This window comes from Pseudomonadota bacterium (assembly GCA_039815145.1).
Lineage (GTDB): Bacteria > Pseudomonadota > Gammaproteobacteria > Steroidobacterales > JBCBZW01 > JBCBZW01.
Genome location: JBCBZW010000073.1, coordinates 1 through 24,013, shown reverse-complemented (window position 1 = coordinate 24,013; position 24,013 = coordinate 1). Strand labels below are relative to the sequence as shown.

21 protein-coding genes are annotated in these 24,013 nt (G+C 67.2%); 12 read left to right on the top strand and 9 right to left on the bottom strand.

Annotated elements, in window-relative coordinates:
• Window positions 1-302: DUF6491 family protein (locus AAF184_16565; GenBank protein ID MEO0423953.1), on the bottom strand; the 302-nt coding region annotated here is incomplete at its 3' end.
• A 195-nt stretch (window positions 303-497) separates the two neighbouring features.
• On the opposite strand from AAF184_16565, the gene ilvA reads away from it, so the two are divergent.
• Window positions 498-2,045, top strand: a complete 1,548-nt coding sequence (gene ilvA / locus AAF184_16560; protein ID MEO0423952.1) for a threonine ammonia-lyase, biosynthetic — start codon at window positions 498-500, stop codon at window positions 2,043-2,045.
• Here the strand turns inward: ilvA and AAF184_16555 are convergent.
• Both AAF184_16555 and bcp read right to left on the bottom strand, forming a co-directional pair.
• Complete coding sequence (locus tag AAF184_16555; GenBank protein ID MEO0423951.1) at window positions 2,033-2,797, bottom strand: class II aldolase/adducin family protein; 765 nt, start codon at window positions 2,795-2,797, stop codon at window positions 2,033-2,035. The two genes, ilvA and AAF184_16555, sit on opposite strands and share 13 nt — an antisense overlap.
• Before the next feature lie 42 nt (window positions 2,798-2,839).
• Complete coding sequence (gene bcp, locus AAF184_16550) at window positions 2,840-3,304, bottom strand: thioredoxin-dependent thiol peroxidase (protein MEO0423950.1); 465 nt, start codon at window positions 3,302-3,304, stop codon at window positions 2,840-2,842.
• A gap of 170 nt (window positions 3,305-3,474) precedes the next feature.
• On the opposite strand from bcp, the gene AAF184_16545 reads away from it, so the two are divergent.
• Genes AAF184_16545 through eda form a run of 5 tightly spaced genes read left to right on the top strand, consistent with a single transcriptional unit; the run spans window position 3,475 to window position 8,724 of the window.
• Entirely contained in the window at window positions 3,475-3,990 is a 516-nt protein-coding gene (locus tag AAF184_16545; GenBank protein MEO0423949.1) for a copper chaperone PCu(A)C, read from the top strand.
• A gap of 24 nt (window positions 3,991-4,014) precedes the next feature.
• Window positions 4,015-5,490, top strand: a complete 1,476-nt coding sequence (gene zwf / locus AAF184_16540; GenBank protein ID MEO0423948.1) for a glucose-6-phosphate dehydrogenase — start codon at window positions 4,015-4,017, stop codon at window positions 5,488-5,490.
• Window positions 5,487-6,191 carry a 6-phosphogluconolactonase gene (gene pgl, locus AAF184_16535; GenBank protein ID MEO0423947.1) on the top strand — a complete coding sequence of 235 codons (705 nt, stop codon included), beginning with the start codon at window positions 5,487-5,489 and terminating at the stop codon, window positions 6,189-6,191. The genes zwf and pgl overlap by 4 nt, the downstream gene beginning before the upstream one ends.
• A 15-nt stretch (window positions 6,192-6,206) precedes the next feature.
• Complete coding sequence (gene edd / locus AAF184_16530; protein MEO0423946.1) at window positions 6,207-8,078, top strand: phosphogluconate dehydratase; 1,872 nt, start codon at window positions 6,207-6,209, stop codon at window positions 8,076-8,078.
• 22 nt (window positions 8,079-8,100) lie between these two features.
• Window positions 8,101-8,724 (top strand): bifunctional 4-hydroxy-2-oxoglutarate aldolase/2-dehydro-3-deoxy-phosphogluconate aldolase, encoded by a 624-nt coding sequence (gene eda, locus AAF184_16525; protein ID MEO0423945.1) that lies wholly within the window; start codon window positions 8,101-8,103, stop codon window positions 8,722-8,724.
• 283 nt (window positions 8,725-9,007) lie between these two features.
• Here eda and AAF184_16520 read toward each other — a convergent pair whose 3' ends face one another.
• Window positions 9,008-9,781: an amidohydrolase gene (locus AAF184_16520; GenBank protein ID MEO0423944.1), complete on the bottom strand. Its 774-nt coding sequence runs from the start codon at window positions 9,779-9,781 to the stop codon at window positions 9,008-9,010.
• Complete coding sequence (locus AAF184_16515; protein MEO0423943.1) at window positions 9,769-10,917, bottom strand: methionine aminotransferase; 1,149 nt, start codon at window positions 10,915-10,917, stop codon at window positions 9,769-9,771. The genes AAF184_16520 and AAF184_16515 overlap by 13 nt, the downstream gene beginning before the upstream one ends.
• A 69-nt stretch (window positions 10,918-10,986) precedes the next feature.
• Between AAF184_16515 and AAF184_16510 the strand changes: the two genes are divergently transcribed.
• The 5 genes from AAF184_16510 (at window position 10,987) to AAF184_16490 (ending at window position 13,921) form a co-directional block, all read left to right on the top strand.
• Window positions 10,987-11,685, top strand: coding sequence for a hypothetical protein (locus tag AAF184_16510; protein ID MEO0423942.1), 699 nt, complete (start codon window positions 10,987-10,989; stop codon window positions 11,683-11,685).
• Entirely contained in the window at window positions 11,672-12,130 is a 459-nt protein-coding gene (locus AAF184_16505) for a hypothetical protein (protein ID MEO0423941.1), read from the top strand. The genes AAF184_16510 and AAF184_16505 overlap by 14 nt, the downstream gene beginning before the upstream one ends.
• A gap of 78 nt (window positions 12,131-12,208) precedes the next feature.
• Window positions 12,209-12,490 carry a peptidylprolyl isomerase gene (locus AAF184_16500; GenBank protein MEO0423940.1) on the top strand — a complete coding sequence of 94 codons (282 nt, stop codon included), beginning with the start codon at window positions 12,209-12,211 and terminating at the stop codon, window positions 12,488-12,490.
• 81 nt (window positions 12,491-12,571) lie between these two features.
• A complete protein-coding gene (locus tag AAF184_16495; protein ID MEO0423939.1) occupies window positions 12,572-13,063 on the top strand; it encodes an OsmC family protein in 492 nt (163 codons plus the stop codon).
• A 3-nt stretch (window positions 13,064-13,066) separates the two neighbouring features.
• Window positions 13,067-13,921, top strand: coding sequence for a hypothetical protein (locus tag AAF184_16490; protein ID MEO0423938.1), 855 nt, complete (start codon window positions 13,067-13,069; stop codon window positions 13,919-13,921).
• Between the two features lie 72 nt (window positions 13,922-13,993).
• On the opposite strand, the gene AAF184_16485 is transcribed toward AAF184_16490, so the two are convergent.
• The 4 genes from AAF184_16485 to AAF184_16470 form a co-directional block, all read right to left on the bottom strand.
• On the bottom strand, window positions 13,994-16,447 hold the full coding sequence (locus AAF184_16485; protein ID MEO0423937.1) for a TonB-dependent receptor: 2,454 nt from the start codon (window positions 16,445-16,447) through the stop codon (window positions 13,994-13,996).
• Window positions 16,448-16,596: 149 nt separating this feature from the next.
• Complete coding sequence (locus tag AAF184_16480; GenBank protein MEO0423936.1) at window positions 16,597-17,256, bottom strand: response regulator transcription factor; 660 nt, start codon at window positions 17,254-17,256, stop codon at window positions 16,597-16,599.
• Window positions 17,253-18,659: an ATP-binding protein gene (locus AAF184_16475; protein MEO0423935.1), complete on the bottom strand. Its 1,407-nt coding sequence runs from the start codon at window positions 18,657-18,659 to the stop codon at window positions 17,253-17,255. Before AAF184_16475 ends, AAF184_16480 begins: the two co-directional genes overlap by 4 nt.
• Window positions 18,656-20,692, bottom strand: coding sequence for a S41 family peptidase (locus tag AAF184_16470; GenBank protein MEO0423934.1), 2,037 nt, complete (start codon window positions 20,690-20,692; stop codon window positions 18,656-18,658). The genes AAF184_16475 and AAF184_16470 overlap by 4 nt, the downstream gene beginning before the upstream one ends.
• A gap of 303 nt (window positions 20,693-20,995) precedes the next feature.
• On the opposite strand from AAF184_16470, the gene AAF184_16465 reads away from it, so the two are divergent.
• On the top strand, window positions 20,996-23,902 hold the full coding sequence (locus AAF184_16465) for an efflux RND transporter periplasmic adaptor subunit (GenBank protein MEO0423933.1): 2,907 nt from the start codon (window positions 20,996-20,998) through the stop codon (window positions 23,900-23,902).
• Window positions 23,903-24,013 lie beyond the last annotated feature (111 nt).

Genomic DNA, 24,013 nt, shown 5'->3' with positions numbered 1-24,013 from the left:
TCGGAGACCACCACGCTGTTCGGTTGCAGGCCACGACAGGCGGTCGCCAGCACCAGCAGGTAGGGGCGTCTGGCATTGATCAGGATCATGCGATCGTTCAAGGGCTCGATCGAGCGCACACGATTCCAGCGCAGCGAGTCGACCGGCTGCGAATCGGGTGGTACCAGGACCAGGTCGCGGCGTCGTGCGGCGTCCGCCGCATCCGCGCTGGTGGCGCATCCGCTCGCCAACACGGTGACGAGCAGCGCCGCAATGGCTAACAGCGTGAGGGGACCCGAGCGTCGTTGAGGAACGCTTGTCATGAATACTCCTGCGCCAGGTCGAGAGAACGTGCGCGTCAGGCAGCATCGGTGGACGCGCCTGCCCTACATCTTAGGACCCTGTAACGGTGTACCCGTTCAACGGAGTCGATCCCCGCAAGTGTACCGCGTGCACCCGGTCCCAGCGCGGGCGGGGGGCAACTGCGTCGGTTCCAGCCGTGTGCTAGCGTCGAGCCCATGATCCACGCCAGCGACTACTTAAAGCGCATCCTCACCGCCCGCGTGTACGACGTGGCGGAACGCACGCCGTTGGAGCCGGCGAGCGAGTTGTCGACGCGCCTCGGCAACCGTGTGTGGTTGAAGCGCGAAGATCTGCAGCCGGTGTTCTCCTTCAAGCTGCGCGGGGCCTACAACCGCATCGTCAACCTGGCGCCTGAGGAGCGCACCCACGGCGTCATTTGCAGCTCGGCGGGCAACCATGCGCAGGGGGTCGCGCTCGCCGCGCAGCGCCTCAAGCTGCGGGCCGTGATCGTCATGCCGCTCACCACCCCGCGGATCAAGATCGAGGCCGTGCGCCGCCTCGGCGGCGAGATCGTCCTGCACGGGGAGACCTACGACGACGCCTACGCTCACGCACGCCTCCTTGCGGAGCGCGACGGCTTGACCTTCATCCACCCCTTCGACGATCCGGACGTGATCGCCGGCCAGGGCACGATCGCGATGGAAGTCCTCGGCCAACACCCGGGCAAGATCGACGCCATCTTCGTGCCCATCGGCGGCGGCGGTTTGGCGGCGGGCATCGCCACCTACGTGAAGGCTCTGGCCCCGGACACGCGCGTGATCGGCGTGGAGCCGCGCGACGCGGCGAGCATGCAGGCGGCGCTCGCCGCCGGCGCGCCGGTCACCCTGGAGCATGTGGGCATCTTCGCCGATGGCGTCGCCGTGCGCCGGGTGGGGGATGAGACCTTCCGCTTGTGCCAGGCGCACGTGGACGAGGTGGTCACGGTCGACACGGATCAGATCTGCGCGGCCATCCGCGACATCTTCGAAGCCACCCGTAGCGTGGTCGAGCCCGCTGGCGCCCTGGCGGTGGCGGGCCTCAAGCGCGTGGTGGAGCGCGATCGCCTGCGAGAGCGCGAACTGGTCGCAGTGAACTGCGGCGCTAACATGAATTTCGATCGCCTGCGCCACATCGCCGAACGCGCCTCCATCGGTGAGCAGCAGGAGATGCTGGTGGCGGTGGAGATCCCCGAGCAGCGCGGCAGCTTCCTCGACTTCTGCCGTGCCATCGGCACCCGCAACGTCACCGAGTTCTCCTACCGCTACGCCGATCCCCAGCACGCCCGCATCTTCGTCGGCTTGGAACTGAGCGAGGGCGCGGCCGAGCGCGAACGGGTGCTCACGGGCCTACGCGAGCGTGGCTACCAGGTGCAGGACCTCAGCGACGACGAACTCACCAAGGTGCACATCCGGCACATGATCGGCGGGGCAGGAGAGCGCCCGGCGCACGAGTGCCTCTACCGCTTCGAGTTCCCGGAGAAACCTGGCGCGCTCATGCGCTTCCTGCAGGTGGTGGGGGGCGAGTGGAACATCAGCCTCTTCCACTACCGCAACCACGGCTCAGATCACGGCCGGGTGCTCACGGCCTTGCAGGTGCCGAGCGCCGAGCGTGACCGCTTCCACGCCCACCTCGATGACCTCGGCTTCCCCCGCTGGGACGAGAGCGACAATCCTGCCTATCGCCAGTTCCTGGCGCGGGATGCGGCCACCGATCAGCAGTCGTAGCCGGGCGACTCCCGGCTCAGGCGCCGCAGCAGGCAGGGCCACACGAGCTGCCCGCCGAGGCCGCGGGTGACCTTGTCGGCCTGGGCCTGCATGCCGTCGACGATGCGCTGATCCACCTTCACCACCTGGGCGCCCGCCAGCGCCGCGACCTGGATCGCGCAGGCGTTCTGCAGGTTGTACATGGCGAGGAAGGCGTCGGCGACGGTGGGCCCCACGGTGAGCAGGCCGTGGTTGCGCAGGATGTAGTGGATCTTGTCGCCGAGGTCGGCCACCAAGCGCTCGCGTTCGCCCTCGTTGACGGCGATGCCCTCATAGTCGTGGTAGGCGATGGAGGACAGCGCCACCACGGCCTGCTGGGAGATCGGCAGGAGGCCGTCACGGTTGGCGGAGACGGCCACGCCCGCCGTGGTGTGCGTGTGGAGCACGCAGTGCACGTCGTGGCGCGCGCCGTGGATCGCCGAGTGGATGATGAAGCCGGCTGGGTTCACTGGGTAGGGCGAGTCCAGCACCTTCTCTGCGCGCTGGTTCACCTTGACCAGGTTGCTGGCGCTCACCTCCTCGAAGAGCAGGCCGTAGGGGTTGATGAGGAAGTGATCGTCGGTGCCCGGCACCCGCGCGGAGATGTGGGTGAAGACCAGGTCGTCCCAGCGATTGAGGGCGATCAGGCGGTAGCAGGCCGCCAGCTCCACCCGGGCCTGCCACTCCTCGACGGAGACTTGCTCGCGTACTTCAGGATGGTGGAACTGACTCATCGCGGTGTCCCTCTTCTTGCCCGCAGGCGCCGTTATCGCGGCTCAGCTCGCTTGCAGGATTTCCAGCACCTTAGCTGGGTGATCAGCCGCCTTGGGCACGCGTTTCCAGTGCTTGACCACCTTGCCGTCCGGACCGATCAGGACGGTGGAGCGAATCACGCCCATGGTCTTCTTGCCGTACATGTTCTTCTCACCCCAGGCGCCGTACTTCTCCATTACCTTGCGATCGGGGTCGCTGAGGAGGGTGAAGGGCAGGTCGTACTTGTCGACGAACTTGCGGTGGGAGTCGCCGTCGTCCGGGGAGACGCCGAGCACCGTGGCGCCGGCGGCCTCGATCTCGCCCCACAGGTCGCGGAAGCCGCAGGCCTCCTTAGTGCAGCCCGGGGTATCGTCCTTCGGGTAGAAGTAGACCACCACGTACTGGCCCTTGAGATCCTTCAGCGCCACCTTGTTTCCGTCGGTGTCGCGCAGGGTGAACATGGGCGGGGCCTTGCCTTCTTCGATCATCGTCGCTCCTTGAATAGATTGAGCGTGCGCGACGTCGCGCACCGGTTGCTGGCACCGATTGTGACGGGCGAGGATATACCGGGCACTGCCCTCGGCGCACGGTCGCCGCTAGAATGGCCGCGCCGGCCCTTGAGGCACGTCGCCTTCGCAGCAACAGGAGCCGCCCCGCAGTGCCCTCGCAACGCTTCTATCCCCGCCTATTCGGCGCCGCGTGCGCCTGCCTGCTGATCCTGCTCGGCGCCGCGTGCTCGGCCCCCGAGGAGGGCGGTGCGGGCGAGCTGCCGCCGTCGGCCGAGGCCTTGGGGGAGAGTGGCCTGTGGGTGAGCGCACCGCTGCTGCGGCCGATGCCCGCCATGGCCATGGGGGCGGCCTACTTCACCGTGCACAACCGCAGCGGTCACGACGACCGGCTGCTCGCCGTGAGCGTGGCTCACGAGGCGGGGGCCGAGCCGGTCGAGGCCTCGCTGCACGAAACCCTGCTCGTCGATGGCATCTCGCGGATGCGCTCGCGTGCCGAGGGCTTCGCCCTGGCCGACGGCGCCGATCTCGTGCTCGCCCGCGGCGGCGCGCACGTGATGCTGAGCGGCGCCCTGGCGCCCGACACGCCCCTGGCGATGACCCTGCGCTTCGAGCGGGCCGGTGCCTTCACGATTACCGTCCCGACCGCGCAACCCCCCCAAACCTAGTGACGACCCTAATGCGGAGCTTCCATGGCTAAGTTCGTACCCGTCGAACCTTTCGACCTCGTCATCTTCGGCGGCACCGGTGACCTTGCGATGCGCAAGCTGTTGCCTTCGCTGTTCCATCGCGACATCGACCACCAGATCTCCGATAACAGCCGCATCATCGCCGTCTCCCGGCGCGAGATGAGCCACGAGGCGTTCATCGAGTCGGTGCACACGGCCCTGCGCAAGTTCCTGCCGGAAGACCATTTCGACGAGGCCGTGTGGCAGCGCTTCGCCTCGCGCCTGAGCTACCACGCGGTAGATGTGCTCGAGGAAGGTGGCTGGGACGGCCTGGCAGGCGCCGTCGGTGCCCACGCCGATCGCGTGCGCGTGTTCTACCTGGCCACGGCGCCGCAGCTGTTCGGCCCCATCGCCACGGCCCTCGGTCGCCACGAGCTGCAGCACGGGCAGACCCGCATCGTGCTGGAGAAGCCGGTCGGCAACGACCTCGAATCGGCGCGCGCGGTGAACGGTGCGGTCGGCGCCGTGTTCGACGAAGAGCAGGTCTATCGCATCGACCACTACCTCGGTAAGGAGTCGGTGCAGAACCTGCTGGCCCTGCGCTTCTCCAACTCCCTGTTCGAGCCGCTCTGGCGTCGGGGCACCGTGGACCACGTGGAGATCACCGTGGCCGAGGACATCGGCGTCGGCACCCGCGGTGAGTTCTACGATCGTACGGGCGCCCTCGTCGACATGGTGCAGAACCACCTGTTGCAGCTGCTGTGCCTGGTAGCGATGGAGCCGCCGGCGGGCCTGGATCCCGCGCAGATTCGGGGCGAGAAGCTCAAGGTGCTGCGCGCCCTGCGGCCGATCACCGAGCCCGACGTGGAAGCGCACACCGTGCGCGGCCAGTACCGGCGCGGTGCCGTGCACGGCGAGGCGGTACCGGGCTACAGCGAGGAGACGGGGATCCAGTCGAGCGGCACGGAGACGTTCGTCGCCATCAAGGCGATGATCGACAACTGGCGCTGGGCCGGCGTGCCGTTCTACCTGCGCACGGGCAAGCGCCTGCCGATGAAGACCTCGCACATCGTGGTGCAGTTCTCGCCCGTGGCCCACTCCATCTTCCCGCCCCAGACCGGGCGTCCGGAACCGAACCAGCTGACCATCCGCCTGCAGCCGGACGAGGGCGTGACCCTCTCGCTCATGACCAAGGAGCCGGGCCCGGGTGGCTTCAACCTGCGCTCCCTGCCCCTGAACCTCACCTTCTCCGAGCAGTTCCACCTGCGCTACCCCGACGCCTACGAGCGTCTGCTGATGGAGGTGCTGCGCGGTAACCAGGCCCTGTTCATGCACCGCGAGGAAGTGGAGTCGGCGTGGGCCTGGATCGATGGCATGCGCAACGGCTGGGAGCAGCGCGGTCAGCCGGTCGTGCCGTACGCGGCGGGCACCTGGGGACCGACCGACTCGGCCCTGCTCGTCGGCCGTGACGAACGCCGTTGGCTGGATCCGACCGAATGAATACGATAAGTAACCCGACGATCGAACGCTTCGACACGCGCGAGGAGGCCACGGCCGCCCTCGCCAAGGTGATGGCCGGAGCAATCGAGAGCGCGGTGGGCGCTGACCGTCGCGCCTGGGTGTGCCTGAGCGGTGGCTCGTCACCGGTCAAGCTGTTCCAATCTCTCGGCCAGCGGGCCCTGCCGTGGGCCAGCGTCGACCTGACCTTGAGCGATGAGCGCTGGGTGCCCGTCGACCACGCGGATAGCAACGAAGCCCTCGTGCGCCGCGAGCTCATGCAGGGGCCGGGCGCTGCGGCGCGCTTCCACGGCCTCTACCGCGAGCAGCCAGCGCCGCAGGAGGCGGTGGACGCGGTCAACCGCCACTTCGCCACCCTCGATGAGCCCTTCGACTACTGCCTCCTCGGCATGGGCGCGGACGGCCACACGGCCTCCCTGTTCCCCGACGCGACCAACCTGTCCGCGCTGCTTGCCGAACGCGAGCCCGCGGCGGCCGTGCACGTGCCGCGCCTCTCGCAGCCACGCATCACCCTGAGCCCGCCGCGCCTGCTCGCGTCCCGCGAGATCGGTCTGCTGCTGTTCGGCGATGAGAAGCTCATCGTGCTCGAGCGGGCGATGCAGGGCGACGATCCGGCGGAACTGCCCGTGCGCTGCGTGCTGCAGCAGACGCGCGTGCCTGTCACTTGTTATTGGGCGCCTTGAGCGGAGAGTCATGCGATGAGCGACCAGAGCTTGCATCCCACCCTGGCCCGGATCACCGAACGCATCGAAGCGCGTAGCCAGGCCTCACGCGCGGCCTACCTCGAGAAGATCGAGCAGGCCCGGCGGGGCGGCCCCCACCGTGGCGTGCTCTCCTGCGGCAACCTCGCCCACGGCTTCGCGGCCTGCGCCGAGGAGGGCAAGGAGGCCTTGTCGGGCGATCGACGCGCCAACATCGCCATCGTCTCGGCCTACAACGACATGCTCTCCGCGCACCAACCCCTCGAGATCTATCCCCGATGGATCAAGGAGGCGGCGTGGGCGGCCGGCGGCATGGCGCAGTTCGCCGGTGGCGTGCCGGCCATGTGCGACGGGGTCACCCAGGGCCAGCCGGGCATGGAGCTGTCCCTGTTCAGCCGCGATGTCATCGCCATGGCCACGGCGGTCTCCCTCTCCCACAACATGTTTGATGCGGCCATCTGCCTCGGGGTGTGCGACAAGATCGTGCCCGGGTTGCTGATCGGGGCCCTGTCCTTCGGCCACCTGCCGGTGGTGATGGTGCCCGCGGGGCCGATGCCGTCGGGCCTGCCCAACGATGAGAAGGCCCGGGTGCGCCAGCTCCACGCCGAGGGCAAGGTGGGCCGCGACGCGCTGCTCGAGGCGGAGTCGAAGTCCTACCACTCCCCGGGCACCTGCACCTTCTACGGCACGGCCAACAGCAACCAGCTCATGATGGAGTTCATGGGCCTGCACCTGCCGGGCACCTCCTTCGTCAACCCGGGCACCCCGTTGCGCGAGGCCCTGACCCGCGCGGCAGCCGTGCAGGCCCTTCGCATCACAGACCTAACGAACGATCCGGGTGCCTACCGGCCGATCGGCCAGGTGGTGGACACCAAGGCGATCCTGAACGGCATGGTGGGCCTGCTCAGCTCGGGCGGTTCCACCAACCACACGATCCACCTCGTCGCCATCGCCCACGCGGCGGGCATTCAGATCGACTGGACGGACTTCGCGGAGCTGTCCGATGTGGTGCCGCTGCTGGCGCGCGTCTACCCCAACGGCTCGGCGGACGTGAACCACTTGCACGCGGCCGGTGGCATCCAGCTGATGATGCGCGAGCTGCTGGACGCGGGTCTCCTGCACCGCGACGTGCTCACCATCATGGGCCACGGCCTCGACGCTTACCGCGACGAGCCCTTCCTCGCCGGCGACGACTTGGAGTGGCGGGAGGGCCCCACCAAGAGCTTGGACACGGACGTACTGCGGCCGGTGAGCGAGCCCTTCTCACCGACCGGTGGCATCAGGTTGATGGAAGGCAACCTCGGGCGGGCGATCGTCAAGGTATCCGCCGTCAAGGACGAGCACCGCGTGGTGGAGGCCCCAGCGCGGGTGTTCCAATCGCAAGGTGAGGTGATCGAGGCCTTCAAGGCGGGCGAGCTGGACCGTGACTGCGTGGTGGTCGTGACCTATCAAGGACCTTCGGCCAACGGGATGCCCGAGTTGCACAAGCTCACGCCCAGCCTGACGGCGGTGCAAAGCCGCGGGCACTCGGTGGCCCTGGTCACGGACGGGCGCATGTCCGGCGCCAGCGGCAAGGTGCCGGCGGCGATCCAGGTTACGCCCGAGTGCTTGAACGGCGGTCCCCTGGCCAAGCTGCGCGACGGCGATGTGCTGCGTGTGGATACCCACACCGGCGAACTGCGCGCCCTCGTGGACCCGACGGAGTGGGAGAGCCGCGAGCCCGTGCCATGCACCACCCGCGATACGCTCGGCATGGGGCGTGAGCTCTTCGAGGTGTTCCGCAACGTGGTCACCGGGCCGGAGCAGGGAGCCGTGTACACGGCCGCCGCAGACGACATTCAAGCCACCAGCACGCCCCACGACGGCTGAGCTACCAACGCGAGAGACTGACATGGACATTACGATCGAAACGGTGCTGGAACGCTCGCGGGTCATTCCCGTCGCCAGCATTCCCGATGCCACCTACGCCGTGGCCATCGGCGAGGCGCTGATGCAGGGCGGGGTGCAGATCATCGAGGTGACCTTGCGCACCCGCGATGCCCTGGCGGCCATCGAGGCCCTGCGCCGGGAGCTACCGGATCTGCTCGTCGGTGCCGGCACGGTGTGGACCGCTCACGACTGGGTGCTGGCCGAGGAGGCGGGCGCGCAGTTCATCGTCTCGCCGGGCTCGCCGCCGGAGCTGGTGGCGTCCGCCAAGCGCCGACGCTTGCCCTATCTGCCCGGTGCCCAGACGCCGACGGAAGTGGCGGGCCTGGTGGCGTCCGGGTACACGGCGGCGAAGTTCTTCCCCGCGGGCCCTGCCGGTGGGGTCAGCGCCCTGAAGGCGATGTCGGCGGTGTTCCCCGGGCTACGCTTTTGCCCGACCGGGGGCATCTCCCTCGACACAGCACCTCAATACCTCGCGCTCGGCGCCGTGCCCTGTGTGGGCGGTAGCTGGCTGCTGCCCCGGGAGGCGGTGGAGGGACGGGATTGGTCGCAGATCGCGGAGCTGGCGCGCGGTGTGCGCGAGCTGTGATTAGGTCATCCAGGTTGCCGTCGACGGCGTTGACAGGGGTTCGGTGAGCTGCGAACGCCGGCGCGCCTAAGCGGTTGAATCGCTACCGGGCCAGACACCTTGGCTCGGTAGTTGCAACTACCCTCAAAAACAGCGCAGGGAAGCGCTTATGTCAGCGAGACGGACGATGCCCCGCTTCGTCGGACGCTCGCTGGCTTCCCCCCTCTAGGGAACCTCTGCACAAGTCCGCTCACCGTCCCCGCTGGACGCACGGGGCCGCCGACCGGACTTATGCAGAGCTTCCCTAGCTGCCGAGCGTGAAGTCGTCCGCATCGAGGTGGAACGGGAAGCGGTCGCGAAAGCGCAGCAGTGGATCGCGCTCCAGCGTTACCGTCACCTGCGTCTCCACCTCGGCGAGGGCCGCGAGGGATTTACCCAGGTAGTCGATCACCGCCGAGTCTCCGCCGTAGGGCACGTCGTTGCCGTCCTGCCCCACGCGATTGACGCCCGCCACGTAGCACACGTTCTCGATCGCTCGGGCGCGCAGCAGGGTCTGCCAGGCGTTGCGCCGTGGCGTCGGCCAGTTGGCGACCACGATCATCAGATCGTACTGCTGGGTGTTGCGGCTCCACACGGGGAAGCGCAGGTCGTAGCAGACCAGGGGCAGCACCCGGAAGCCGCGGAACTCGATCGTGCACTGGGCCTCGCCCGCGGAGTAGTGTTCGTGTTCGCCGGCCATCCGGAACAGGTGGCGCTTGTCGTAGACGGTCAGCGCGCCGTCCGGCGTCGCCCATAGGAAGCGGTTGTAGTAGTGCCCGTCCTCGACCACGATCAGCGAGCCGCAGACGGCCGCGTCAGTCTCCTTCGCCTGCTCGCGCAGCCAGGCCACGGACGGACCCTCCATCGGCTCCGCGAGAGCGGCGGCATCCATGCTGAAGCCGGTGCTGAACATCTCCGGCAGGACGATCACATCGCTTCGCGGCAGCTGCGCGATGCGCTCGCCCAAGGCCTGCCGATTGCGTTGGGGGTCGTGCCAGGCGAGATCGGCCTGGATCAGGCTGAGGGTCAGAGCTGACATAGCGTCTCCGCCGCTTGTCGCAGGGTGGCGTCGTCCTTGGCGAAGCAAAAGCGCACCAGGCGACGGTCGAAGGATTCGCAGAACACGGACACGGGGATCGCCGCGACGCCCACCTCCATCGTGAGGTGGCGGGCGTAGGCCACGTCATCCAGCTCGCTGAGGGCACTGTAGTCCACCAGCTGGAAGTAGGTGGACGGCGTGGGCGTCAGCGTCAGGCGTGAGCCTTCCAACAGCGAGACGAACAGATCGCGCTTGGCCTGGTAGAAGGCCGGGAGTGCTTCGTGGTGTTCGGGATGCTGGGCCGTGAACTCCGCCAGGGCCTTCTGCATGGGCGTGCTCACCGCGAAGGGCACGAACTGGTGCACCTTGCGGATTTCTTCGGTGATCGGCGCCGGTGCCGTGCAGTAGCCGATCTTCCAGCCCGTGCAATGGCAGGTCTTACCGAAGGACGAGACGACCACGGTGCGGGCGGCGAGGGCAGGGCGGGTGAGCAGGCTCAGGTGAGGGCGTCCGTCGTACACCATGTGCTCGTACACCTCATCGCTCACGAGCGTGATCGAATGGCGCTCGAGGAGGCCCTCCAACGTGTCCAGATCCTCGCGCGATAGCACCGCGCCCGTCGGGTTGTGGGGGAAGTTCAACATCAGCAGGCGGGTGCGCGGGCCGATCGCCTCCTCTACCCGTTGCCAGTCAACGGAGAAGTCATCGCTGTACAAGGGGACTCGGCGGACGCTGCCGCCGGCCAGGCGCACGGCGGGTTCGTAGGCGTCGTAGGCAGGGTCCAGCACGATCACTTCATCGCCGGCATGGACCAGAGCTTGCACGGCGCTGAACAGCGCCTCCGTGGCGCCGACGGTCACGGTGATCTGTGAGGCCCAATCGCCCTCGTGACCGTAGAGGACGCGGTGCTTTTCCCCAAGCACCTCGCACAGGGCGGGCAAGCCGGCCATGGGCGCGTACTGGTTGGCGCCGTTTTGCACCGCGTGGGTCAGGGCATCCAGCAGGGCTTGCGGCGGATCGAAATCGGGGTAACCCTGAGACAGATTGATGGCGCCGTGCTCGGCGGCCAGCTGGCTCATTACGGAGAAGATGGTGGTGCCAACGTCGGGCAGCTTGCTTTGGAGGGATGCGGACATAGGTGAGCGAACGCCTGGCGTCAGTGAACGAACGGCTTGCGGTAGGGCCGGAGCACTAGGATACGGGATATGAACAGCGAAACGCACAAGGCCACCACCACCGCCGCGGCAGACCCGGCGCGCCCGCCTGAAGAGGCGGCGTTGATGGCCGATGAATGGCAATCCGCCCTCGGCCAGCTGCGCCAGGCCATGCGTGCGGCGGCCGGGACGGGGGCGGCGGGGTTGCTGCTGTTGTTGATGGCGCTGGCCTTGGGCGGTGCCGTGAAGTGGGTCATCGCAGTACTGGGTGCCGTGCTTGTCGCCGGGGCCCTGGGTTTCATGGTGACGGTCCACCAACGCATCGATCAGGATGCGCGGGGAGCGATCGATGAGTACCGCGGGGCCCTCTCCCTGCTCGCCTCGCTGCAAGAGACCTCGGGGGCGATGGGCGAACTGCTGGGCGCTATGCGCACCACCAGCGTGGACGGCCTGCTGCGGATCGATCGCACGATCACCCAGGTGTCTAACGTCGTGCGACGCATCCCGCTGATCTCCAATCCGCTCACCGACCTCGGCCTGGATGCCGTCGCCGGTGTCAGTCGCCTGGTCATCGACGGAGCTGATCGTGCCGAGCAGCTCGCTCGGGGCTTGGAGGAGGCGGTGACCAGCCTCGACGTCACGGCCATGGAGCGCCAGTCGAAGGCGGTGCGCCAGCTGGCGGCCGATCTGCGTCAGGGCGTGGACGGCTCGGCCATATCCCGGGGCGGAGCGAGCCGTGTCGGCGGGTAGGCGGCGCACGGCGCTCGTCAGCGGCGCACTCTTCGGCCTCACCGCGTTGGCCGCCTGCTCAGCGGCGGCGTGGCTGAGCCCCTTGCTGCCGAGCGACGGGCGCTGGATCGGCGCGGCGATCTTCGCCGTCGCCAGCCTCTGGTTCGGCGCCACCTACGGTGCACGCTACGTCACCCACCATCCAGGTCGCGATCGCACGCCCCTGTGGGTGTTGCTGTACGCCGCAGTGCTCACCACGGTGGCCTGGGGCTACGGCTACGCGTGGTTCTTCGACCCGGCCGTGACGCCCCTGTCGATCATGGCACCCTTCGTGGGCATCGCCCGCGGCGTGCACTTCACCGCACTGTTGCTGCTATCCGCCTCGCCGATCCTAATGCCCGCCTGGTGGGCCAGCCACCGCTTGCTGCAACGCTTCGCCGAACGTATCTACGTCTCCGCCCTCTGAGGCGCACCCCGCGTTGGTTGTTCCTGGCGCAGGCGTCCGCTACGCTGCTCGGCCCTTTGTCCCACGTGGAGATAATCGATGGCACAGGCAAGTGCACGGCACATTCTCGTTCCGACCGAGGCCCAGTGCCTCGACCTCAAGCAGCAGATCGCCGACGGCGCGGCCTTCGCCGATGTGGCGAAGGAACATTCCCAGTGTCCCTCCGGCAGCCGGGGCGGAGAGCTCGGGACCTTCGGCCGTGGTCAGATGGTGCCCGAGTTCGATCAGGTGGTGTTCAGTGCACCGCTAAACGAGGTGCAGGGACCGGTGCAGACCCAGTTCGGCTTTCACCTGCTGGAAGTGACTGACCGCCAGGACTGACACCCGCATCCTGCGACGCGGCGTCCTCCCAAACCTGAGTGGAGGGCGCCGGTGGAGTGACGGCGCAAGGAGTGTTCCCCCATGTCCGATCACCGTGTCTCTATCGAATGGGTTCGCGGCACGCAGCCCTTCACCTATGAAACCTATTCGCGCGATCACCACTGGCACTTCGACGGGGTGAGCGCCTCGGTCGAGGCTTCGGCGGCCACCGAGTTCCTCGGTAACGGTGATCTCGTCGACCCCGAGCAAGCCTTCGTGGCCTCCCTGGCCAGCTGCCATATGCTCACGTTCCTGGCCGTCGCGGCGCGGCGTCGCCTGGTGATCGAGCACTACCACGACGACGCCGTGGGCGTGCTCGCGCGCAATGGCGAAGATCGTCTGGCGCTGACCGCCGTCACCTTGCGCCCCGTCATCCGCTTCGCCGAGGACAGCGACGCGCCCGACCCGGCGGCCCTGCGCAGCCTGCACGAGCGCGCCCACCGCGAGTGCTTCCTCGCCAACTCGGTCACCTGTGAGATCGAGGTCGACTTGTCCGCGCAGTGGGCGGCTGCGCCCGACGGCGCCGACGGTTAGGCGATGGGCCGAATCGCGCTACTGACCTGTCGCGAGCTTCCCGAGCCCGATCCCGACGAGGCGATCACCTTGGAGGCCCTGCGGGCAGCCGGTCACGACGCCCGCATGCTCGCCTGGAACGCGCCGGCGGAGGCGCCGGCGGCCTTCGATCTCTGCATCATTCGATCGACCTGGGACTACATCTGGCACGTCGATGCCTTCGATGCGTTTCTGCAGACGGCCGCCCAGGGCAGCCGTTTGTGCAATCCCCTTGAGACCGTGCGCTGGAACATCCACAAGCGCTACCTGGCGACGCTCGAGGCGGCGGGCCTGCCGGTCACGCCCACCTTGCACGTCGGTCGCGGCGAGTCCTGCACGGCCGCTGATCTGGACGCCCGGGGCTGGGGCGCCGTGGTGATCAAGCCCGCCGTCTCCGGTAGCTCCTTTGCGACGCGACGCTTCGAGCACGACGAGCGCGCTGGCGCCCTCACGTTTCTGCGCGAGCTCACGGCGCAGCGCGACGCCATGGTCCAGCCCTACATCGCCACGGTGGAGCAGGGCGGCGAGCGCGCGCTGGTCTGCATCGACGGTGAGCTCCATCACGCCATCACCAAGACGGCGCGCTTCAAGGGGGACGAGGAACAGGTGTCCTCAGCGCACACGCCCAGCGAGCAGGAGCGCGCCTTCGTGCAGCAGACCCTGGCGTGCCTGCCCGACCCGATGCGGGAGGACTTGCTCTACGCGCGCGTCGACGTGTTCGACGATGGGGCGGGGGGATTGCTCTTGAGCGAGCTGGAACTGATCGAGCCGTCGCTCTATTTCCTGCAGTCACCCGAGGCCTTAGAGGCCTTCGTGGCGGCTGTCGAGCGCCGCCTCTAGGTAGGAGGTGACCGGCGGCCCGGCTGCACGGGCGGCATTGCCGCGCCGAACAGCCGGACCCTCTTCGTAGGCCTACTTGAGCGAGATGGTCACGCCCACCCACGCTGCCAGCGGTGCACCCGGGGTGAGGAAGCGTGGATCCTCGAAGTCATCCCCAAGCACCTCATCCGGCTCGCCGAGCAGCCCGAGCGTGGCGTACTCCTCGTCGAACAGGTTCTCCACCGTGACGAAGATGCGCGCGAGATCGCTGATGCGGTACTCGCCACGCACGTTCACCGTGGTGAAGCCGTCGAGGGTGGGCAGGATGTTGGCCTCGTCTCCGCGCAGGAAGCGCTCGGAGGAGTAGTTGACGTCTGCGCCGAAGGTGAAGTTCGGCGTCACATCGTAGCTAAAGCCGGCCTTCGCCAGATGCTCGGGGATGCCTGGCAGGCGATCGCCCACCTCCACGTCGATCTGCCCGTCGTCCGCGAGGGGGTTGTTCGGGCTCGAGACGGCGAAGTTCTCATCGAATTCCGCTTCGAGGTAGGTGTAGTTGGCGAACCAGGTGCCGCGGCTGCCGAAGGTACCGTTGAACATCACCTCGATGCCGTCGCGCGTGGTGTTACCCACGTTGTCGAAGAAGCCCGAGTTGGTGAAGGGGCCGGCGCTGATGAAGATGATGTCGTCGCGGTTGCGGGTGTGGAAGAAGCCCGCGCTCCAGTCGAAGTAATCGTTGGAACCGCGGATACCCGCTTCGATCGTGCGTGCCACTACCTGATCCAGGGGCGGATCGGCGAGGAACGCGTTCGGCAGACGACAGGGATCGTCGGGGTCGGCACAGGTCAGCTCCACCGGGGTGGGTGCACGGTTGGACTCGAAGTAGCCGCCGTAGAGCTGGATGCCGTCGGTGACGTCGAAGGTGATGCCACCGGCCGGGTTGAAGCGGTAGAACGAATGGTCGCCGTTCAGCGCCGTGCCCAGCTGATCCTCGAGCACGATTTGCGTGGCGTTCCACTGGCCCGAGAGCAGGATGCTGACCCGCTCGTTGGGTGAGAAGGTGTTGATGAAGAACGCGCTGTAGCTCTCCGTCTCCGTCTCCAGCTCGGTGAAGGCTTCGTTGACGAAGAAGCCGCTGCCGATCGCCTGACGCGTGTCATCGAGGGCGCCGAGCTCGGTGCTGGCGTTGAAGTCGATAGCGCTGGAGACGAAGTTACCGCCGATCACGAACTGGTTGCTGCCGCCGTTACCGAAGGCGCTTTCCAGGGACAGTTGCAGGTTCAGGCCGTAGGTGTCCTGCTGCGTGTTGGTGCGGTTGACCGTGCCGCCGATCGTGTTGGCGTTGGCGGGGATCGGGTTGCCGTTGGCGTCTACGACGACTTCTTCTTCCTCGTCGTCATCGTCGTCGCCGTCGTCGTCATCATCATCATCGTCGTCGAAGTCATCGTCATCATCGAAGTCATCGTCGTCGTCGCCGAACTCGTCGTCGTCATCGTCGTCGTCATCATCATCATCGTCATCACCTTCACAGATGAAGCCGAAGTTGTCGTCGTCGGCGCATTCTCCGAAGTCGGAGTCGTCGCCGTTGAAGGACGCGATGTCGCTTCGCCGGTAGTAGGCGTTCCAGCTGACCTTGGCGGCGCCAAAGCCGTGCGAGCCGCGGAAGTTCAGGGTGAACAACTCGTTCTCGGTCTGGTCAGGACGGGTGAAGATGGCCTCGCGGTCCTGGTCGGCGAGTTGGAAGGGTATCGCACCGTTACCGATGAGATCCGTGTCCGCCCAGGTGATGTCGGCATCCAGCGTGCTGTTGTCGCCCTGCCAGGATACGTTCGCGAAGACCCGGGCCGCCTCCGAGGGTGAGAAGTCTCGCCAACCGCTCTCCTCGAAGTAGGACGCGTTGATGTAGTAGCTCACATCCTTGTCGTCGCTGAAGGCGCGGCCCGTCTCGAGGTCCGCGGTGACGCGGCCCCAGGCGCCCGCGCCGGCCTCGATGGTGGTGCCAGGGTTGGTGAAGCCGTTCTTGGTGCGGATGGCGATGGCGCCACCGAGGCTGTTGAGCCCGAACACGGGGTATGCACCCGGGATCAGGTCGATGCTCGCCACGGCGGACTCGGGCATCAAGGCCCAGTTGACCGTGTCACCGAAGGGTTCGTTTAGGCGGACGCCGTCCTGGTACACGGCGAGCCCCTGGGGCAGGCCGAGCAGGGGAGAGGCGGTGTAGCCGCGGAACTGAATGTCCGGCTGCAGCGGGTTGGTCGTGCCTTCGTTGACGAACACGCCGGCGAAGTTGCGATTGAGGTAGGCACTCAGATCCAGCAGGTGCTGGGCCTGGATGTCCTCGTCGGTGGCGCTGCGCACGTTGGAGGGCAACTTGTCGCGGTCTAAGCCGTCGGCGCCGAGGGGCGTGATGCCGATGACCTCCACTTCCTCGTCGACGTCCGCGTCCTGTGCGAGGGCCGTGTGTCCAGCCAGATTGACCGCGAGCATGAGCCCCAAGGCCATCACCCCCGGGCGAGGTCGCCCGAATATCTTCCTTGTCGTATGTGTCATTCCTATCCTCAAAGGTGCATCGCCGAGGTCGTCGGAGCCCCACACTCCTGAACGAAAACTCGGTAAAACAGTGGCCTAGGATAGGGATTTGTGAGGGGAGTGGTTCGGTCTCGGACGAATCAGGAAAATCTCCCGCCGCACCGCAGCATTCACGGCACCAGGTCGGGGGAGTCGATAACCCCCTGACGCACCGCAAAATAGACCAGTTCCGTGCGGTTCTGAACGCCTAGTTTCTTGCGGATTTGGGTGGCGTAGTTGGCGACGGTTTTCTCGCTGAGGCGCAGCCGTTGGCCGATCTCCGCGTTGCCGTGACCCTCCGCGAGGAGGCGAAAGATGCTGAACTCGCGAGGCGAAAGACCGTCGATGGCGGCCCGTTGGTTGCTCGCGGGGGTGATATCGCCGAGGCGCGGATCCAGGAACGTACCGCCGCACACGACCTGGCGCACGGCTTGGACCAGTAGTTCCGGGGCGCCGCCTTTGGTCACGTAGCCCATCACCCCAGCGCTGAGGGCCTGGTGCACGAACGCCGACTCCTCGTGCATCGAGAAGACGAGGATGCGGGCCTTCGGGTCTCGCATGAGAATTCGCCGAGCCGCTTCCAGGCCACTGATCCCTGGCAGAGACACGTCCATCACCACCACGTCCGGCTTCTCTTCGACGTAGCGTTGGCAGGCGAGTTCGCCCGTGTCTGCTTCGGCGACCAGGGCCATGTCCGGCGCATCGGCGAGCAGCACGCGATAGCCCGCGCGCACGATGGCGTGGTCGTCGACCAGCAGTACGCGGACGGTTTTCGGTAGGGGGTTCATCATGCCGGCGTCGCGTTCTCCGTCTGGGGTGAGTACTGGTCCGGTACATCGGCCAGGGCGTGCGCCTGGGGAATCCGCGCCACGATGAGAGTGCCCCCCTGGTCGTCGAGGCGATCCAAGGTCAGTGCTCCGCCGAGCGATTCGATGCGTTCACGCATGCCGACTAAGCCGAGGCCTTTGCGCAGTGTTGCCGGCGCGATGCCCACGCCGTCATCGCGCACGTCCACGGTCAGCAATTGGTCATCCAGGGTCACCTGCACCTCCACCTTCGACGCCTTTGCATGCCGCGCCACGTTGGTGAGCGCTTCCTGCACGATGCGATAGATCTTGATCGTGGTGTCTTCGTGGAGGTCGGCCAGATCCCCCTCGATGGAGAGTTGCGTGAGCACGCCGTGGTGTCGGTCGCGCCAGTCGTCGACCAACTTCTCCAACGAGGCGTGCAACCCGAGATCGTCGAGGGTGGCAGGGCGAAGCTCGCTCATCAGGCGGCGCACGACGGCGTACATCTGATCGCTCACATCGCAGATCGTCGAGGTGCGCTCGGTCACCGCTGGTGCATCACCCGCACGCTGGCGAGCGGACACGGCAAGCGCCTTGATCGCCGAGATGGCCTGGCCGAGTTCATCGTGCAACTCCTGCGCGAGGTGACGACGCTCCGCCTCTTGAATGGCGAGGGCCTGGCGGCTCAATGCGCGATTCTCCTGCGCTTGCGCTGAGAGGGTTGCCGCGACGTGATTGAGTCGATCTGAAATGCGCTGTAGTTCCGGCAGGTCGAAGCGCTGCACACGGGTGGAGTAATCGCCCTGCTCGAGGCGATCGAGGGCGCGCAATACCTTGTCCACGGGGCGCAGGGCTCGATGGCTGATCCACCCCGTGAGCAGCATCACCAGCAGGGCGAAGCTCACCAACAAGGCGAAGGTGGCGAGGGATTCCTGCCACGCCTCATCGATCTCATCGCCCGGTCGGGGGCGCAGGGCGATACCGACGCGTCGGCCCTGCAGGGCGAGTTGGTAGCGGTACTCCACCGGCTCGGGCTCGACCAGGCGGGCGAACCAGCGTGGGGCCGAGCCCTCCGCGCCGAGGTCGGAGGGAATGAAGGGCTGCATCCCGTCGCTTCGGACCAGGCCGATGTCCACGTGGCGTACGTCGCGCAGGCGGGACACTCGAGCGATCAGCGCGGAGACGACCGCGTCGTCGCTCGGCAGCGCGGCGTTGGTGACATCCTCGCCGAGATCGGTGCCGGCGCCAGAGAGGGCCTCGAGGAGCTGCAGCGTCAGTGTCAGGGCGGAGTCGGTTTCCTCAGCGACCGATTCCCTCGCCTGGCTCAGGATGAGGCTGACGGCGCCGCCGAGGAGCAACAGCAGCGCCAAGGCCACCATCAGGTTCAGGCGAAGCGCTAAATTCATTGCTGAGGATGGAGACTGTCGGGAGTCGCTCCGGACCTGTTGCGCATAGCGACGGGCTCGCCCCCAGCCCCATCGACAAGGGCGCGTAGGAGGGCGAGGGCATCCTGGCGAACGAGCGTGCTCCAGAGAATCGGCAACGGCGCCGCACCCTCCACGCCATCCTCGCCAAGGCGCTCGAGTAGGCGTCCCCGGAAGGCTTCGCGCTGCGCGCGAGCTGCGGCCCGCGTGTCACGCGTGACCGCAGCGGCGTCGAGCTCTTCTCGCGCGCGCAGATACGCCGGTCGCGTCTGCCACAGGTCTGCACTCTGCAAGGAAAGTTCGTCTGCGGGAGGGGGCATCGCGGCCGGCGTCTCGGCCTGATACTTGGCCGCCGCGATGCGGTCCGCCGCCATGGGCCAGTACTCGAAGCGCTCGCCGTAGCGACCGTTGGTGAGCGACGCGGGCAAGGCGATGTCGGGCGTTACGCCGTTGAGCTGGGTGCTCTCGCCGTTGACGCGAAAGAACTTGGCGGTGGTGAGCGAGACCCGGCCGACGGCTTGCGCGAAACCCTCGGCGTTGCGCAGGTCGAAGGGCTCCTGTACCGAACCTTTTCCATAGGTGAGCTCGCCGATCACGGTGGCTCGCTCGTAGTCCTGCAGGGCCGCGGCCACGATCTCCGAAGCGGATGCCGCGTAGCGATCGACCAGGACACCCAGGGGGCCGTCCCACGCCCGCCCCGGTTGGTCGTCGTCGAACACCTCCACGCCGCCATTCGCGTGACGCACGCGTACCACCGGTCCCTCGTCGATGAACAGGCCCACCATGCGTACCGCTTCGATGAGGGCACCGCCACCGTTACCGCGCAGGTCGAGGAGCACAGCGCCGAGGTTGGGGGCGTCGCGACGCAGGCGCACCAGGGCCTTGGCGACATCGGACGCGGCACTGTCGTAGTTGGCTTCACCCCGGCCGAGACCGGCGTAGTCGACGTAGAAGGCGGGCACTCGGATGATGCCGATCGGCATGCCCTGTACCTGCACGAGCTCGGCGGACACCCGGGCGCGATCGAGCACGATGCGATCGCGCGTGAGGCTCACCAGTGCGGGGAGGGAGGACTCCTCGGCGCCGCGCGGCAGCACCTCCAGCGTGACCTGCGAGCCGCGCGGCCCGCGGATGACGTTGGCTACCTCCTCGATGGCCCAGCCGACCACGTCGAGGGTGACGCCAGGGGTTTCGCTATCGGTGACCGATAGGACCCGGTCGCCCGCGTTCAGCAGTCCGCTGCGCTCGGCCGCCCCGCCACCGAGCAATCGCTGCAGCTGGATGTAGTCGCCCTCGAAGGCGAGGGTGGCGCCGATGCCGAAGAGGTCACGTGGCGCGCGGCGTCCGCCGCGGGCCCGGCGGGGGGGGGAACGGTAGCCCGAGTGCGGATCCAGGGCGGCGAGCATGGCGTCGAGGAAGAGCTCGAGTTCCTCCATGGCGGTGCGCGCGGTGGCCCGCTCGGCGAGTCGGCGGTAGCGCTCCACCACCATCGCCTCGGCCTGCTCCTGCATCTTGCCGTCGGCCAACAGCCAGGCGAGTTCCTCGGCACGCCGCGTCGACCACAGTTGATGCGCTGGGCTCGCGGCGGTCGCTGTAGCCTCCTGAGGCTCATTCGTTTCCAACTCACGCACCCAGGCCGCCCGTTGGATGAGGCGGTCGCGCTGGCGAGCGGCGAGGGCATGGACGGCGTGCAGATCGCCGCTGGCGAGGGCCTCGGCAACGGCCTGCTCATCGAGCAGCGCCAAGTCATCCGCCAGCAACAGGTCGCCTCGGGCGTCCAGCTGGCGGATAAAGGCCTCGCCGGTGCGGCGCAGGTGCTCCTTGGCGGCCGCGGCGTCCAAGCGGTCGCCGAGGTAGTGGTTGTCGCGCGCCAGCGACACCACCGCGCGAACCGTGTCGACGGCGATCGGGTCGGGGGCGGAGGCCTCGTCGGCGTTGGCGCAAACCGCGGCGCCAGCGGCGAAAGCGGCCAATGTGAGGTGGGTCAGGGCGCGCTGGAGTGTGCGGAAGAACATGCGTCCCTCGGGTCCGTCGACATAACGCTGCCGGCGTCGGGTCGAGCGTTTACAATGGGTGGACAGAATAAGGCACGGTAGCACCAGCCTCGGGCTCGATCGAATACCGTGCGCATCCGAGTCCGCGGCCCAGGTCGGAAGCGGGAACTGCGACCTTGCGTCGCGGCGATCACTGGGGATACTTTCCATCCTGTCTTGTCAGGATGTTGCTTCGCGGCATCGAGCCGCCCACCAGGATTACAACAACCGGCGGCGCCCGCGTTTGCGCCCTGACACTCTCAGACCAAGCTCGAGGCTCAGCGTTTGCTAAACCAAGAAAAAGAAACGGCTGCCGCTCCCTGGCCGTCGATGCGCGATGACCTGCAGATTACGCGGGCGCGTGTCGCCGATGGAGGCGGATTCCTGGTCACGGACCTCGCCAGCGGCGAGCTCTTCGAGTTCAGTCAGGAAGACTACTTCCTCCTGCGCTGCATGGACGGGCGTTCCGGCGCGGAAATGACGATTCATCTGTTCGAGCAGCGTTTCGGACAACGGATCACGCCCGAGCAGCTGCGCCTGTTCATCGCCATGGTCGATGAGTGGGGCTTGCTGCGAAACGGCGGCGCCTGGGTCGATCGCACGATCGAGGGCCAGACCGTTCCCGACAGCCTTCAGCTCGAAATGGACCCGGATTCCGTGGTGCCCGTCGGCGAGGGTGGCGCACGCCAGGGCCGCCGCCGCGGCGGTGCCGGCCCCCGTGGGCGGGCCCGGCCCAAGGTCGGTGGGGACGACGCGAGCGGGGCAGATTATGAAGCCATGCTACGCGGCGAGGTCTCGGGCGACGGCCTGGACGACGACGAACTCGCCGGCATGCTCGGCGACGACTTCGGCCTCGGCGGCGGTGGCCCCGGCGGTCGACGCCGTGGTCGTGGTGGCGCCCGCGGTGGCATGGGCGGCGCGGCCGCCCTCGACGGTGGCGGTGGCTTCGGTGGCGGCGGTGGCCGCTTCGCCGGCGGCGCTCGTGCCGGTGCCTTCGGCGGCGGCCCGGGCGGCCCCGGCGATGGCGACGGCGGTGCCTACGAGATTCCGCTAGGTCCCGGCGCCAAAGAAGGCGACGGACCCTGGGCAGCCTTCGAGGCGGATGAGAAGCGCATCGCGCTGACCCTGTTCCGTCCTCAGGGCTTATTCCGCTTCATCGCGTCAACCTTGATGCCCTTCCGCATCGCCTTCATGTTGCTGCCGCTGATCGCCGGCATCGGCCTGGCGACCGTATTGAGCAACTACGACGTCTTCGCCCAGGACGTGGCCCGCGAGCGCGGCGGTATTCCCCTGGTGCTGCGCCTGATCTTCAGCTTCCTGACGGTTAACCTGGTCACCGAAATATCACGCGGTGTCATCGGCGCCGGGCTTGGTGGTGAGGCCTACAAGTTCGGCATCCGCATGTTCCTCGGCCTGATCCCGCGTTTCTACACGGCGGTGCGAGGCATCTCATGGTTCACCCGCCGCGACATCCTGTGGCTCTACGGCGGCCCGATCCTGGCGCGGCTGGTGCTGTTCGGCATCGGCGTGGTCACGTGGTGGGGCACGCGTGGCGACGGCACGTTGATTTCCACCGGCGCGATTCTGCTCTCGGTGGTCTCCGTCATCTCGTTGATCTTCAGCTCCAACCCCCTGGCCCGTAACAACGACGGCTACCACGTGCTGGCGGCGGTCTTGCAGATCCCTGACCTGCGCAAGCGCGCCAACCGCGCCCTCATGTCGAAGCTGAAGGGCAGGAAGGTGCCGGGTGAGGAGACCGATCCCGACTCGGAGCGCGCCCTACGTGCCTACGCCGCGGGCTCGATGCTCTTCGTGCTGATCGTGGTCGGCATCGTGCTGTTTATCGCGGCGCAGTGGCTCGAGACCGAGTACCAGGGCACGGGCGTGGCGATCTTCCTCGCCTTGCTGGCGTACATCGTGCTGCACCTACGCGGGCAGATTCGCCAGCAAAAGGCTCGGGTCGAAGAGTGGAAGGCTGAGCAGCGCGCTGAACGCGTGCGCTCGGCGCTCGCACAGCGGCGTGGCGGTGGCGCACCCGCACTGCCGGGCCCCATGATGGGTGGCGGGGGAGCGTCGGCCGGCGGCGCCGGCATGGCCGTGAGCGGCGGTGCCCTGGCCGCGGGTGGTGGCGGCGCGGTAGCCGGAGGTGGCGGTCGGGCCGACGGTAAGCCCAAGTCCAACCCCCTCGTGGGCTGGATCCTCATCGCCGTGCTCGGCGTGATCGCCGTTCTGCCCTATAACATTCAGCCCGGCGGCCCCGTGCGCATCATGCCGTCGCAGCAACGCGACGTGCACTCGGAGATCTCCGGCATCGTCGAAGAGGTGTACGTGAGCGGCGGCCAGTACGTGGCCGCGGGCGAGATCATCGCGCGCATCACCAACGCCGAAGAACAACGTAAGGTCTCGACCACCAACGCCAACATCGCCGAACAACAGGCCGTGCTCGAGGAGTTGACCGCCCGCCCGCGGCCGGAAGACGTGCGCCTGGCGCGCCAGGAGCTGGAGACGGCTCGGGTGCAGCTGCAGTTCAGCACCGAAGAGGTGGATCGTCTCAAGAAGCTGAGCGATGAGGGCTTCGTCTCCAAGGACGAGTACCAGGAGGCGGTGAAGAAGCGAGACGTCGATCGTGCTCAGGTGGCCGAAGAGGAAGCCAACCTGACCCGCGTGAGCACGCCTGCACACCCGAAGGAGATCGAGGCGGCAGAAGCGCGCCTGTCCGGTCTGCGCGAAGAGCTGGCTTACTACCAAGGTCAACTCGAGCGTACGGATCTGCGCATGCCCTTCGATGGCCGCGTGGTCACGCTCAACCTGGAAGACAAGGAAGGCCAGTTCCTCGACAAGGGTGAGTTCTTCGCCACGGTGGAGAACGCCGAGTCCGTCCGTGTGCAGTTCCGAATTCCCCAGTCCGACGTGTCCGAGATCGGCGTGGGCGGCGCGACCTTCGTGAAGTTCTACTCCTATCCCAACCGCAAATTCGAGGGGGAGATCATAGATATCTCCACGGCGGTCGAGGAGGAGGAAGCGGGTGAGGTGGTGATCGTCACCACGGTGATTCCGAACGAAGATGGCTTGTTGAAGACGGGGATGACCGGGTTTGGCAAGGTGCAGGGCGAGAAGAAGACGGTGATCGAAGCCTTCTCGCGGGCGATTGTGCGGTTTTTCCTAGTCGAAATGTGGTCCTGGCTCCCCTGAGGCGGGCTCAGGACGCGAAATCCTGCGTTGTCGGGCCGCCGAGAAATGCTCACGTACTGAAGTACGCTCCGCTTTCTCGGCAACCCTCCGCCTTGTCTTTCACGCCCTGAG